Source organism: Rahnella selenatireducens, assembly GCF_046449555.1.
Lineage (GTDB): Bacteria > Pseudomonadota > Gammaproteobacteria > Enterobacterales > Enterobacteriaceae > Rahnella > Rahnella selenatireducens.
The window spans coordinates 104,997-120,012 of the sequence record NZ_JBKEZJ010000003.1 but is presented as its reverse complement, the minus strand read 5'-3'; the positions used below and the strand labels follow the sequence as shown (position 1 = coordinate 120,012).

Below are 15,016 nucleotides of genomic sequence, written 5' to 3'. Positions count from 1 at the left end.
AGGATAAGGTGTGGGCATTATTTTACATAAAAAAATGCCCACACTTTGCGACTCAACCAATGTCCAAATTTCAATTCAACTAAAAGCTATACAAAACCCACCCAGGTGCCTTTCCATTTCAAACCATCATTAGATAACAATCCCTATATCTATTGTTCGAGAGCAAAATTTTTAAAAAACAGATGTCAAAAAAGGTTGCAACAGCACTAAAATTGATCAATTTTTAACCACCATAACTTATTAAAGTTGCATCAAGGCACTGTAATGAACAATCAAATCAAGGAAAAACAGAAGGTTAATGTTGTCCAATACTTGAGGATGTCAACTGATCATCAAATCTTCTCAGTTGATAACCAGGCTGAGTTCATCTCCAAATATGCGCAAAGTCACAATATGGAAATCATTGGAACATATGATGACCGGGGCAAAAGTGGCATATCAGCAGACGGCAGGGATAGTTTTAACAAGCTGATTCAAGATGTTGTAACTCATACCATAAAAATAGCGGCTGTCTTGGTCTATGATGTTAGCCGCTTTGGAAGATTTCAAGATAATGATGAGGCTGGGCATTACAGTTTTTTGCTGAAATTACACGGAGTTAAAGTAATATATTGTGCTGAAAACTTACCAGAAGAATCACCAGAAATTCAAATGCTTACATTGCCCGCATTAAGATACGCTGCAGGTGCATACAGTAGAAACCTTTCAATAAAAGTATTTGCGGGTCATGTTAATCTTGTAAAAAGAGGTTATTTTCAAGGCGGTATTCCTGGTTATGGGCTTCAAAGGAAATTAGTTGATTCCAATAATTCTCCCAAAATGATTCTATCGCACGGTGAACGTAAAAGTTTACAAACAGATAGGGTTATCTTAGTTCCAGGCGAAGAAAAAGAACTTGAGATAATAAGGTTAATTTTCAATATGTTCATTTTTGATTCATACAATGAATATATAATAGCTAACAAGCTTAATGAGCTTGGATATCGAAATAAATATAGCCTGTGGACTCGAAGTAATGTCCATCAAATATTAATTAATGAACGATACACCGGAAAATACATATATAACAAAACATCTTCAAAACTAAAATCAAAAAGGATAAAAAATCCAGAAGAAAATTGGGTTCAGTATATGAGCGCATTCGAACCTATTATCTCTATAGAAAAATTTAACATGGTTCAGGATATTATCAAAAATAGAAGTTTAAACGTAAGCAATGAACAAATACTTTCATATTTATCAAAAAAACTAAAGAGCAATGGTAAGCTTTCCGGAGTAATTATTGACGAGGATGACACAGGACCATCCAGTAGTATCGTTGCTAGCAGATTTGGTGGGTTGTTACGAGCGTACAAGCTTATTGGATATACTCCAGAAAGAGATTATTCATATATCGAAATAAATGAATCTTTAAGAGAAATGCATAGTAACGTAATTAATGATTTTCTTGAAAGACTAGAAAACGTATCTTTATATCCCAGAACAGATGAAAAAAAGAAGCAAATTACAATAAATGACTCATTGAAATTATCCTTAGTTTTATCAAGATGTCACAAACTGAAATCAGGAAAATTAAGATGGGTGGTTAGATTTGAAAGTAATTTAAAGTCAGATTTCAATATTATTGTAAGAATGAACTCTTCAAATAGTGAACCTGTTGATTATTATATATTACCTTCGATTGAAAGTTTCGAAAACGAAATTAAAATTAAAGAAAATAATTCTTTATTATTAGAGTTATACCGCTTTGATGATATTGAGTTTTTATTTAAATTGCTCATGCCATTAACAACAGAGGAGGCCGCGTAATGTCTGATGAGAACACCAAGATATCTATGATTAAAATATCATCAATCAAAATTGAAAATCCAAGAACCAGAAGTAAATTCAGACATGATGAAATTACGGAAAGCATCAATAAAAGTGGATTAAGAAAACCAATAACTGTTAGAAGAATAAATGATGAAACATATAAATACGCTCTAATTTGTGGGCAAGGGAGACTAGAATCAATATCCAAGCTTAATGAGGAGTCTATACCAGCATTTATTATAGATATAGATGAAGAAGGTGCTTATATAATGAGTTTAGTAGAAAATTTCGCACGTATAAATCCCAGGGCGGGAGAACAATTTTATAGAATAAAAGAGATGAAATTAGAGGGGTTTAGCGAGAAGGAAATCGCCAAAACTGTTGGTTGCACAGTAAGTTGGATAAATTCCATCTCAACATTATTAGAGAAAGGAGAGAGTAAGCTTCTTTCAATAGTAGAATCAGGGAAAATGCCTTTATATTTAGCTGTGCAGATTGCACGTTCTGATTTTAATGATTCTCAGAACCTAATCGTTGACGCATTCGATGAGGGCAAAATAAAAGGTAAGAACATAACTAAAATAAGAGATATTTTAGACTCTAGAAATGAAGGGTTAAAGGGGGTGTTCAACCGTACATTTGGAAAATCTAAGTCTCAAAAAAAACTGACAACAGATGAACTTACAAAATTATATCAGGATAACATTGATGAACATCGCTCCTTGAAAAATAAAGCTGATTTTATTGAGGAAAATATCATTCTTGCGAGGCAAATCATGACTGAACTAATGAAAAACGAGGAGTTTTTAGCAATCATTGAGAGCGAGAAACTAACAAACATTCCATCAATAATATTAGAAAGAAAACATTGAGGACAAATGAATGGTTAGCTATTGCTTTGAGAGAAACTCTGTGAAATTCAAGATAGATGATTTGATACCGACAAAGAAACCACCCATAAATGTTAAAAACAGCAAAAAATACCTTCAAATTAAAAAATCAATAAACAGCATAGGAATAATTGAACCGATTGTAGTTTATTTAGATAGCAAACTTGGTAAAATTAAAATACTTGATGGACATCTCAGAATTGAGGCACTAAAAGAGTTAGGAGAAACGGAAGCGATCTGTTTAGTCTCAACCATTTACGACACTTATACACCTAATAGTAAAGTAAGCCGAATTACAATAATTCAGGAACAAAAAATGATAAGAAAAGCACTTAAGTCAGGTGTTTCCATAGAAAAATTGAGCGAAGCACTGGGAATTTCAATTGATATTTTAAAAGGTAAAATTAACTTATTAGACGGCATAGATCCTGAGGTTGTTAATTTACTAGCGAACCAAAACGTTCCAAAAGCAACTTTTAACGTTCTGAGAAAAATGAAAAATATCAGACAAATAGAATGTGCTTGTATAATGAACAACATGGAAAATTATTCCGAAAAATTTTCACTATCATTGCTACACAATACTCAACCTAACTTACTTGTAGATGGTCAACAGGGAAATGATAAAGAAGGACATCGAAAAACAATAGATCGTCTCGAAAGGGAAATGGCGCAAGTCCATATTGAATCTGAAAAATTAAAAGAATCTTATGGGGAGAACACTCTTAGGCTGGTCATTATGAAATCTCACATTCAGAAGTTACTTGAGAATACAAAAATATTACATTGGTTGTTAGATAACAAAAATGAATTATTGATAGAGTTGAAGAAAATATCTAATATTAACTCATTAACAAAGTGATTGAGGTTTATGAATGAAAGAGTATGCTAATTCAAAGCTAACTTCCAAAGATGGTTGGTTGGAACGTAACTTAATGGTATAGAGTTTTTAATTGCAGAAGAGCATTTAGTCATATCATCTTCGTCAGATTCCATATCACTACTATTTAATATCCATACGTCCTCATCTTTATGTTAAATGTTCTATCAAAGGAGGAATACATAATCCACCATCATCTGTATTAGGGAAACTGAACCATGATTCAATTATTAAAATTTTATCATTTTCTAACTCCTCAGCGTTGTTGTAAAAATCATTAGCTGATATTCCACTCAAAGACTGGTCAACGGAAAATAATTTTCACAATACTTCCATAACACTGCTCTTACCTGTCCTATTTGAGCCAATAATGTAGTCAGGTTCTTTTCAAAATATATTGTTGTGGGTTATCATTAGATATACTTTTAAAACCAGAGATAAAAATTTTTGTGAGTTGCATAGCAATTCCTTATCATGCTAATAATGAATTATTAAAACCAACTGTAAATCATTTATCCCTAGTACTTATGTCTACAAAATTTTCATAGCCGATAATTGAATTTTTTGTATAAACTGATGTAATTTCATATAATTAAAACAGTTTATTGATTAATTTAACACCGGGTAATCATAGGATAAGCTCGTTTATCGGAAATTGCATTTCAAAAAAAATACAATAAATTCATTTAATTACAATAACAAGGATCTAGATCATGTCTGAGACAATGAAAAACCTTAATAACATTCGCACTTTGCGTGCCCAAGCACGCGGTCTTACACTCGAATCTTTAGAGGAGATATTAGAAAAGCTTACTACCATAACAGAGGATCGTCGCGAAGAAGAAGCTTCGCAACGTAAAGAAAATGAGGACAAACAAGCAAAACTTAAAGCTTTTCGAGAGAAGCTGTTGGAAGAAGGTATTGACCCTTCTGAACTGATAGCCTCTACCATATCACCAAAGTCACCGAAAGCAGCTCGTGCTCCTCGCCCTGCAAAATATAAGTATATAGATGAGAATGGAAGTGAAAAGACTTGGACTGGTCAAGGCCGTACTCCGAAGGCTATTGCACTTGCACTTGAATCAGGAAAAAAGTTGCAACAATTTGAGATCTGATAAAAAGTTATCTTATGTAAATAGGCTTTCAATGGATCAATAATGTCCTCCATTTTATTAAAATGAGGACATGATTTAATACTTGATTAGTTTAAATTAATCGATTCATAAATCATGCCATTCTGATATGTCTTATTTTTTGAAATGCACATGGAATAAATACGGATGAAATTTATTGACCAGATGTTCGTAAGGACATTTTTTAATAGCATTAGAAAAATAGTTCGACGTTCTTACAGTAAAGGATTTTCACATGGGAAGAAAAATGGCTATTTAGAAGGTCATGAAGATGGAACTCTTAAATATTTAATTCGTAATGAAATAAATAGTCCTTCAATGTCTCCTATTGACGACTCAATTTATGGCCCAGAAAATATTGGTGTTACTCATAGTTTAGAGCAACTCATGATTCGAAAGGTCAGGATGGCAACTGAGGCAGGAATTATAAGTTATCCCTCAGAATCACAATGGCGAATGATTTTCTCAAACCATCCCGCCACTTGTGTCGTTGCTGGCGCTGGTTCAGGTAAATCGACAACCTTGATTCTCCGTTTAGTATTTATGCACTTTTATTTAAATATTCCATTAAAAAAAATCACCGTTATTTCATTCACAAAAAAATCATGTGATGAGTTGAGTGATAAATTAAGCTACGTTTTCAGTTTTTGGGATCAAGAGCATGATAAAATTGCGATAAATTCAATTGTAAATACATTCCATTCTCTTATATATAGATTTTCACTAAGTTCAATGCCAGGCATAAGTGCTTTCGATTTCCTTGGTGGAAGGATAAATCCAGATGACCCAAGTTTAGAGTTATCATTAGGTAAAAGAACCAATGAGCAAGTTGAAGTTTTAAAGGGTGTTTATACCGAGCTATATAACAAAAACAAAGATTTTAAAATATGTATAGATAAGCTTATAGATATTTCAATAACTGCATCACAAAGATCAGATGAAATGGAGGAAAGAGATTGGTTGATTAATTACGCTGCAGAGCGAGATCTGGTTTTAACGCAACAAATCAATGACCTATGGAATGAAGAAGGGAAATGGCCTATAGATGGAATAATATCTGGTCCGGTAAAGTGCTTTCACGTTAATGGAAATATTTTTTATGCTAATGGATATGTAGAACATAATAAAATGCCAGTTTTTCTGTCAGGTAATATTGGTGGAAAGAAACTGTATGACGAAAAAGATTATGTTAAAGGTAGTGAGTCGGACCCTAAGAAAAAGATACTCTTAGGAAAGGCTATATACTTTAAAAATAAAATAGCTGCTGGATACAACACTAAAATCTCGATATTTATTAATAGCAATCAGAAGCTTAATTCGGTTAATAGTTTTTTGAAGAATTACATCACTGGTGAAGCGCCCAGTAACTTCTCCATAAAGTTGAATGGTGAATTGGCTCAAACAAATATACTTGAGCTATTGTACGATCAAGGTTCTTTCATAGAAAGCCTTGGTAAAGAAGTAGTCACCACCATATCCAATATTTCACTTTTTAGGGAAAAAGGGGTTGAGTTTTATTTTGCAAAAGCATTAGCTATCTTCTGGCCTTCATTCGAAGACACTCTCTATAAAAACAACATGATGACTTTCAACAGAATGTTTATCATGTTTTCAGACGAATCGGTATTACAGCAACGCCGAGATTTATTCAAAAATAGATACTTAAGATTCGAAAATCTCTTAGTTGATGAATTCCAAGACATATCACCTCAAATCGCCAACTGGATAAAAGCAATACAAAAAGAAAATGCGATTTTAAGTCGAAAACCTACAATCATGGCTATAGGAGATGATTGGCAATCTATCTATTCATGGAGAGGAAGTTCACCTGATATTTTCATGAATTTTTCAGAGTTTTTCCCCGTTCATAAATCATTAGGTAGACACAATACAGTTTTGATGATGGAAAACTATCGTTCAGATTCAAAGATTCTTGAAGATGCCGAAAAGATGATGGGTTTGGTTAAAGGGAAAATAGTAAAGGAGTCAATTTCATGCCGAGAACCTGATGGTGATGAGCATGGTGTTTTTTGTTATGAGTATGATGACAAAAAGGGGGGTGATTCTTGGAAGGACAAAGCTATTGAGATTATTTTTGAACAGTTCAATCTAGTTAAAAATCAAAAAAACAAAGATAAAACATATTTGATTGTCTTAAGTCGAACCAATAATACGCTTCAAGAGATAAAAGAACTTTATAACAATAAATATGGAAATATTAAAGGAATTAACTTCTTAACAATTCACAAGGCAAAAGGTTTGCAGGGTGAAGTATGTGTCATTTTCGATGATAGTAAAGCTCATACGGGACACATTTTAAGAAATGAGATATATAGGCAGGTTTCCTATTTTAATTATAGCTATGACCAGGTAATGGTTGATGAGTCATATCGTTTGGCATATGTTGCAATAACACGAGGAATAAAAAGAGTATTTTGGTTTGCACCTAAAGGAAGCGATGGCGCATTTTCTCATTTTAAGTAACAAAACAGAGAGGGATTGCATCCCTCTTTATAATTAACTTCATAGTTGTGACAAAATTTCATTTGAAATTTATACCTATCTAATCATAGCCTATATATATTAATAGGAAGCTGGCAACAATTACCTATATTATCCATTGTTGTTGAAGAAGTGTGATTACCAACGCTGGCGGTAGAAACTGATGAACTAAAAGTTTGAATAAATAACAATAAAACAAAAGAAAAAAAGTCCTGAGTAGAAGTTTATGTGTCATTTTAATACATGTCGCCTTTCGATTAACACCATCTCAATTTTTTATGAACAGAGCAAATATTTTCAATTGTTAACTTTTCCTTGTGTTTATCACTACCTGCCGCCCAAGTATTCCACTTCAGAATGATGCAGCAGTACATTTTTTAATGATTAACTCGTTGAAATAGAAGGATAAAGAGATTAAAAAGTATGTTCTAGTATACCTATAAGCTACAATTCCTTTCAGCCAGGCGTCTATGCTCATGAGTTTAATGCTCCACTTCATGAGGTAATAGGGAATGGTCGAATGATGAGAAAAGGTCAAAACCACACCAATTTAAGCATCGGTTTATGTAGGTTTGAACAATTTTCATATAGGGTCAATGAAGGATTAAGCATAATGTCATCATACATATATCGAAAATTAAATTATATTTTCGAATAAATAATCATGCCTTATACAAGAAATGCGAGTTCAAAGTTGTGGTGTTGTCTGATATGGATATCCCCTTTTTGTTTTGTAACCTCTCTCTGATATCATATATAAGTGTTTCTTTGCACGCGAAGAAACAACATATAAAAGTCTACGCGCAACATAATTTTGATGTTCTTGATCGCAATTGAAAATATCATTCCAATTAGGTATTTTTCCATTTAGTAAGCCAGTGCAAATTACCACTTCATACTCATCACCTTTTGTGGAATGACAAGTTGTGATTTTAACTCCGTGTTTATAATTGAAAAAGGAATGTAAATCACTTGCTTTATAATTCATTTTATACTTCAACATTCTTTTCTTTGTGGCATTAATTAAAAAATCCATTTCTTTATAACAATGGCTATCCATATTCATACCCAAATCAATAAAATAGCAGAAGTTCAGTATAACCTCTTTCAACCAAACATCAATTTCACAATTATATTCCGCAGATAATGAAATTTTATTTATCCACTTCAATATTTTTTTGGGAGACAAAGACTCAGTATAGGGTGCATAAATATTTAACTCTTGAAGAAAATCCCGCAGTAGCTTCTGTCTTGTATTAAAATTCGAGGGAACTCTCTTGATTAAAAAAAGTTTGATCAAAGCGAGCCAGAGGTTTTCATTATTCTTAGGTATAGGCGAAATCATAACTCCATCAATTTCTATATCAGGATTAAGAGCGACAATATCATTTGATAATTTTATCACATCAAACCAACCAGGACACAGAACAGCGATTTCATTTGAAAACACTCCCTGAGCTAAATGAGTTCTAATTATACTTGATATATAGATTGGCAGTTGAGTAACATCTACTTCACTTTCTTTAAAGATTACTGATTTAAAATCCTTATTGTCTGAAAGTGAGTTTATATCATAATCTTCATCTTTATACTTACTGTAAAAATCTACAATAGATTGGCTACTACGAAAACAACCCGTTAATTTCATTTCAGTTAAACTTTCAAGCTGGAAACAATCAGTCAATTCATCTCTGTTTTTTACGACCGCACCCAAGCCTGTGTAGATAGCCTGCTCTTTATCTCCTATAAAAGTAACCATGGTATTTTTCTTTAATACAATTTGTCGAAGTATTTCATACTGTATAAGAGAAGTATCTTGATACTCATCGACTAAAATACATCTTAAAATTAAAGACAATCTTTCACAAAGTGCGTTGTATTTTGTTAATACGCGACAAGTTAGATTTAATATTAAATCAAAATCAATTAACTTGTGCTCATACAAATGTTTATGATATTCCTTTACCACTAAATATTCTTTTGTGCCACGAGAATAAAGTTGGATAAGATTAAAATCCAAATTAGTAAGGACTTTATCATTTATAGATAAATCATACTTTTCTTTTAATGCATTCAATAAAAATTCTTTTTCATGCTCATCAATTACATTAAACCCTCTGCAAAGCCTGGGTATCTTATCTACGTTAGGTTTTATAATCCAATTCAAACAAAAACTATGTATTGTTCCAATCCATAACGATTCACTACTTATGCCGAAAGACATAATCCGTTCAAGAATCGTATCTGCTGCTATATTAGTATATGTGAGAGCTATTATTTTCTTCTTACCTACACCAAATAGCTCTTTATTTTCTAAAATATAACAAAGCTTAGAAACTAATGTTTTTGTTTTACCCGATCCTGGACATGCTGTTAATAATAAATTGCCTTTGAATTTCACGGCATCCATTTGCTCAGAGGTTAAATTTCTATATGGCATAAACTATAACTCCAACAATTTTACAAAACTGTCATTGAAGTGTTTCTTATATTCTTCCATTTTACTAGAAAAGTCCTTTTCAGCGCTTATGCAGTCAAATTCCTCCGCCCCCATGAATGACATATTGTAGTCAAGCATTTTTTGATATATAGGTTCGACATTTCTATCACCAATAACAAACTTAATGGCTTGCAAAATATAATCAGGAACACGATTATCAACACTGAGATGCCCTACCATTTCCGTAGCTAACCATCCCTTTCCTATTTTCTTTGCAAACTTTAACACTCTTTTATATCGAACTCTGAGATCGGATGACTTAACGTCTAATTCAGCCTTCTTAAAGTAGGCATCTTTTTTATAATCAGACTTCATAACTTCTAAAAACAAGTTATTGTTTTCATCGTAACGAACAAGCTCTGTTTCGAAAGTATTCTCTGCATAATGAACAGTAATAAATTTATTACTTTCAATATATTTATCTAATTCTTCCTTTCTTCGCAGACCATCATCTTCTGCATCTACCAGAGATTCGACAAAATCCGTATCAAAAATATCATCAGCTACCTTTACATAGGCCGAATCAAGATCCGTGATAATTGCACATTTCCTTTTCAACCTTTTTTCATGGAAAAGATTAGAAATATGTTTGAATACAGTGCCATCTACTTTGATCAAACTTATACCTAACTCATCTAAACTGATGCCCAAAGTTTCTTTAACCATAGCTGGTATTAGAATAAGCTCTGCATCGCCTTCTACCAGAATGACACTCTTAGCAAACAAAAGGTCGCTACGAATTGCATCAAGATATCGTTCTACGGAAGAAATCTCCTTAGGCGTTAAACCAGAAGATGGATGATAAACATCTGTGAATCCCTTTTGACGAGATAATATGTTCATTGACGATATTTTTGATACCGAACTAATTTGGGTTGAATGTGTAGATACAAACACTTGTGTATTTTTGAAATTGAAGTTATCGAAAAGCGTCTTTTGGATATGATTATGGATGTGTGCTTCTGGCTCTTCAATTAACAAAAAATGAGTGATGTGTTCTTCACTATCTCTTATTTCTTCGTATTCATACAGTTTTAAAGCAAGATAAATTAAGTTTGCCCCACCAAGACTCAAATCATCGATCTTACCCGAGCCATTATAATCCAGAGAATCTTCAACCACTAAACCGAGTGATTGAATCAATTCTGTAAAGTCCTCTGGAAGTTGTGAAGATACTAATATTTTAGGGGAGTAAGTAGAGCCTACTGTATTGAGTAATGAAGCCGATATTTTGTTACTCAATCGCTCAATTTCAGGGATCGCAGAAATTTTACCATTGATCTCTTTCACATTTTCTACAATATCTTTTCTATCATCAATTTGTTTACTTTTTAAAGTAAGTAATTTATACAATGGATTTGTTTTATAATATTTAAGATCTGCAACTACATTCCGAAGTGCTTTGACATAAGTGCAAGCAACTTCGCTACCTAAGGCAAAGTAAGGGGGCTTCTTTACTCCTAACATAGTAGCATCATCTTCATTAGGGTTTGAGAAGGAGTAACTATCAAAATCCCCGACTACTTTTTTATAAATTTCGTCATCATTAAAATCAACTTTTGTTCTAACAAAAGCTACTGCTTCATATGTTTCTTTCGAAATAATATGATTCGATGCATACTCCGTAAATGAAGAAGATCTTGTTTCATGATTTTCATTTTCCAATGTTAACTCATGCAACTTTTGTCGGATATGAAATCTTGGTCGATATATGAAAGTGTAGTTACCTTCTTTTATAGATTTATCATTCCCATCATTTATTGTATAGTTGGCAAGAACTTGCTCTTCCTCTGACTCACTTAAATCATCAAAATATAGCGTAATTATGATCCAATGGCCGAATGGTTCAGCTAATCCACGGTAGAAATCCTCATTAGAAAGAATCCTGGAATTCATTGGAAGGGAGTCATCCAGAATCAATCTCATAGCATTAAATAAATTTGTTTTGCCAGAAGCATTTTCACCAATGATTGTGTTAACAGAATCTTTTACAAAATGAAAATCAGAACAACGAAAATTTTTATAGTTTCTTATAGATAATCTGCTAATAAACATGATTTCATCAAATCCTATTTTAAATAGTTGTTGTGCAAGAGTTTAACCTATACGCAAATCACAAAAAAGTGCCAATATCGAAAACACCCTCTTAAGTCAAGAAAAAAACCATAAGGTTTCAATTCGTTACTATTTCATTGTGTATAATAAAAAAACGAACATTTCTGTGAAAATGAAAATTCCATGAAAAAACCAATAAAATCAGATGATTAATTTCAATAAAATTTAATATTGACGGTTGAACTCATCTGTTGGATATTAAGTAAACTAAATTTTACAGACTCATCCTATAATGATATTAATACTTAGCGATAGTTATGATGTTCATGCCGATGTAGTTTCCAAAAAAATTGGGAAGCATTTTTTCCGTTTAAATTTAGATATTGAAGCTCTTAAAAAAACTAAAATTACCTTTAATGGGTTAGACTGGATTATCACTCAAAATGATATGATAATTAAGGCATCGGACATAAAATGTGTTTGGCCGAGAAGGGTATCTGTCCAGATTAATTCGGAACAACAGCAAGATCAAAGCAATGGTTTTAGATTATGGCGTTCTGAATGGAATAAAAGTCTTTTTGGATTATATAACGCATTATCAGAGGCTTGCTGGTTTAACCATGTCAAAGATGCAACTCTTGCTGATAACAAATACTTCCAAAGCAAAATAGCTAAAAATATTGGGTTAAATCAGCCCGAATTCATCACATCTAATTCCAAACAAGATCTTACAAGTTTTGTAGCTACTAATCCTGATTCGGTCATTAAATTCATGTCGCAAGACATGTATATCTCTGAATCTGGCGATTTATTGGGTTTATATGTGAATAAAATCACCCCAGAATTACTTGAAAATTTCCCAAGTGACTGTGAAAATCCAGTTACACTTCAAAAATACATTAATAAAAAATTCGAAGTTAGATATACCGTAATCGAACAAGAACATTTCGCCTGTGCTATTGACTCTCAACGTTCAGGTAAAGCAAAAGTAGATTGGCGAAGATATGATTTACCGAATACACCACACTGGCGAATTGATGCACCACAAATAATAAAGGAAAAAGTTAATTCATTAATGACGTTGCTGAATCTTCGTTATGGTGCTTTAGATTTCATCGTTGATGAAAATAATGACTGGTGGTTCTTAGAAGTAAATTCTGCCGGTCAATGGTTATGGATTGAGGATTTGTCCGGAATGGATATATCCAGTTCCATTGCAAATTGGTTAACTTCACATAGCAGGTAAACAATGAATGTATTTGGTTTAAATTTTCTCGAAAAAATGGAGTCCGAACAGAAAGTTGATGTCTCCACTTGGGCTTGGAAACCCGAAAATAGCGAAGCTCAACGAATCTATGGCTCAGGTATGTCAACGAAATCGCGTGAATCTACGTATGCTGCTGAAAAAGATAGCAGAGAGGATTCAGATCGTCCTAACGAGGGATTAGCGGCCTAATAATACAGCCAGTGAGCATATACCGGTTCACTGGCTACTTAAAGGAGTGAGATATGAATTCTGTAGAGATTTTTTTAAACTAATTTATTCTATTTTCTTTACGATTTATGCTTTACTATTTTTCTATATAATCTCTGAAATAATTGGCCCATTAAATTATTCTATTTTTTTCTTACCTCTCTTTATATCGCTATCTGTGTGTTTTCTATTTAGGAAGAAGTTAAAAAAATTAAAAAATTTCAATGATTTTTGCCTTTTTACTGTATCTAGCATCAGTGCAATAAAATTAGTCGCCTTGAAGTTCAATCATAGCAATGAAATATTAAATGATACATTGAATATATTGAAGGACAATAAAACATTACTTATCATATTAGCAGGTTCAGCCATGATAAAAGCATGGATAGCTTTTTTTGAGTTTTTTGAGAAAAAATAATACCTATTACTATCTTATTCCTCTTTACTGATTTTTATTTCAAAAAATCTTTAATTATCTGCCCAATTATAAAAGGAATCGATAACATTATAATTGGATTTAATAAAGACATCCCATCTGTGAACCATCTTTCTTCTACCGTGAAAGACATTATAATTAACAACATAAGAATTGGCATTGATATCAGTAACACTACTGTTGATGTTTTCATTTTATTTTTGACCTTCAAGTTTTTTATATATAAATAACGTTTTTTAAAATAATGTCAAGTACTCACTCATTAAAAGCAAGAGCTAACTCATAGAAGCTGAGCTTCTATGAGTTGCCTTGCTTTTCCTTCCTTTGGTCTGAAAAGGAAAAAAATCATAGGAACCGTTAAAAAATATTCGAGTGATGCTGTTTCCTTGTTTTAAAAAGGGATAGAATCCTATCAATCATTCTGTTCTAACGAAAGTGAAGGTAAATGTAATGAGTGAAAACAGCAAAACAGTACAAGAGGGCGAGAGTAAAAAAATAGGTGATGTAAATCTCAAAGGTATTATTGATGGAATTGAAATTAGATGCAATGTTGATTTGATGTATAAAATACCTAAGGAAAAAGAAAATGAAGCTTCACCTAAGCTTCCTAAAAAACTACAAAATAAACATTATTTTTTCTATTTCATCCTCCCATTTATCATAATACTGATTTGCTTTTTGATTGATCTTATTTTAGATTATAGCAGTCACATTATTTTATTTATTTTGCCATTAACTTGTGGCGTTATTTTATATAACATGTTCACTAATAGCCCCTCAGCTGATCTTGCTTATGTTAAAAAATATGTCGATTTTATAACTTTGTCATCATCTACATTAACTGCGTGTTTGTTATTATTCAAAACAGTGGATTCTTACAATCCATATGTAGAAATGATTTACCATTTAAAAGATCACGGACTTATAGGTATTTTTTCCTTTTTGATTATTTTTACTCTTGTGTATTTCATCATCTGGATTTTTGCTACTTCGGCTACTATAAAATGTCTCTTTTCACTTAGAGAGTTACTAAACGAAAATAAAAAGAAATGAATCATTATCAAGGTGGTTTTTGATAAATCCACCTTATTTTACTCTTCAAATAATTTACGAGAAGAAAACGCTGGTAAAACAATAATACTAAATCCTATCCACCCTCCTGTAACACAGGCACTAATAGCAGCAAGGACTGGCGTGTCATGATAATCCATAGGTTTGAGTAGCAAAGGATAATATAGAATAATTACTACCCCCCAACTGATTAACATAAATACGGTTAGTAAAATATAGAACCCCATTTCATGATTTATTTTTTTCATCATAAAACCTCCATA

General features: G+C 32.3%; 11 protein-coding genes. 8 read left to right on the top strand and 3 right to left on the bottom strand.

Translation table 11 applies throughout. From position 1 onward, the window contains the following. Nucleotides 1-264 precede the first annotated feature (264 nt). The 5 genes from ACLBVC_RS06385 (at nt 265) to ACLBVC_RS06365 (ending at nt 7,199) form a co-directional block, all read left to right on the top strand. Nucleotides 265-1,809 (top strand): recombinase family protein, encoded by a 1,545-nt coding sequence (locus tag ACLBVC_RS06385; protein ID WP_410148942.1) that lies wholly within the window; start codon nt 265-267, stop codon nt 1,807-1,809. After that, nucleotides 1,809-2,684 (top strand): ParB/RepB/Spo0J family partition protein, encoded by an 876-nt coding sequence (locus tag ACLBVC_RS06380; protein WP_050875703.1) that lies wholly within the window; start codon nt 1,809-1,811, stop codon nt 2,682-2,684. The genes ACLBVC_RS06385 and ACLBVC_RS06380 overlap by 1 nt, the downstream gene beginning before the upstream one ends. Before the next feature lie 10 nt (nt 2,685-2,694). Continuing rightward, complete coding sequence (locus tag ACLBVC_RS06375; protein WP_410148941.1) at nt 2,695-3,564, top strand: ParB/RepB/Spo0J family partition protein; 870 nt, start codon at nt 2,695-2,697, stop codon at nt 3,562-3,564. A 731-nt stretch (nt 3,565-4,295) separates the two neighbouring features. Then, a complete protein-coding gene (locus ACLBVC_RS06370) occupies nt 4,296-4,697 on the top strand; it encodes an H-NS family histone-like protein (protein WP_410148940.1) in 402 nt (133 codons plus the stop codon). A 165-nt stretch (nt 4,698-4,862) separates the two neighbouring features. Next, complete coding sequence (locus ACLBVC_RS06365; RefSeq protein ID WP_410148939.1) at nt 4,863-7,199, top strand: UvrD-helicase domain-containing protein; 2,337 nt, start codon at nt 4,863-4,865, stop codon at nt 7,197-7,199. A gap of 706 nt (nt 7,200-7,905) precedes the next feature. Here ACLBVC_RS06365 and ACLBVC_RS06360 read toward each other — a convergent pair. Next, nucleotides 7,906-9,657: a UvrD-helicase domain-containing protein gene (locus ACLBVC_RS06360; RefSeq protein ID WP_410148938.1), complete on the bottom strand. Its 1,752-nt coding sequence runs from the start codon at nt 9,655-9,657 to the stop codon at nt 7,906-7,908. A 3-nt stretch (nt 9,658-9,660) separates the two neighbouring features. Then, nucleotides 9,661-11,772, bottom strand: coding sequence for an ATP-dependent nuclease (locus tag ACLBVC_RS06355; protein ID WP_410148937.1), 2,112 nt, complete (start codon nt 11,770-11,772; stop codon nt 9,661-9,663). A gap of 292 nt (nt 11,773-12,064) precedes the next feature. On the opposite strand from ACLBVC_RS06355, the gene ACLBVC_RS06350 reads away from it, so the two are divergent. From ACLBVC_RS06350 to ACLBVC_RS06340, 3 genes are all read left to right on the top strand, one after another. Continuing rightward, nucleotides 12,065-13,018 carry a hypothetical protein gene (locus ACLBVC_RS06350; RefSeq protein WP_410148936.1) on the top strand — a complete coding sequence of 318 codons (954 nt, stop codon included), beginning with the start codon at nt 12,065-12,067 and terminating at the stop codon, nt 13,016-13,018. A gap of 3 nt (nt 13,019-13,021) precedes the next feature. Continuing rightward, a complete protein-coding gene (locus ACLBVC_RS06345) occupies nt 13,022-13,228 on the top strand; it encodes a hypothetical protein (protein ID WP_248578184.1) in 207 nt (68 codons plus the stop codon). 904 nt (nt 13,229-14,132) lie between these two features. After that, a complete protein-coding gene (locus ACLBVC_RS06340) occupies nt 14,133-14,735 on the top strand; it encodes a hypothetical protein (protein ID WP_410148935.1) in 603 nt (200 codons plus the stop codon). 38 nt (nt 14,736-14,773) lie between these two features. Here the strand turns inward: ACLBVC_RS06340 and ACLBVC_RS06335 are convergent, their stop codons facing one another. Further along, complete coding sequence (locus tag ACLBVC_RS06335; protein ID WP_410148934.1) at nt 14,774-15,004, bottom strand: hypothetical protein; 231 nt, start codon at nt 15,002-15,004, stop codon at nt 14,774-14,776. Nucleotides 15,005-15,016: the final 12 nt, after the last annotated feature.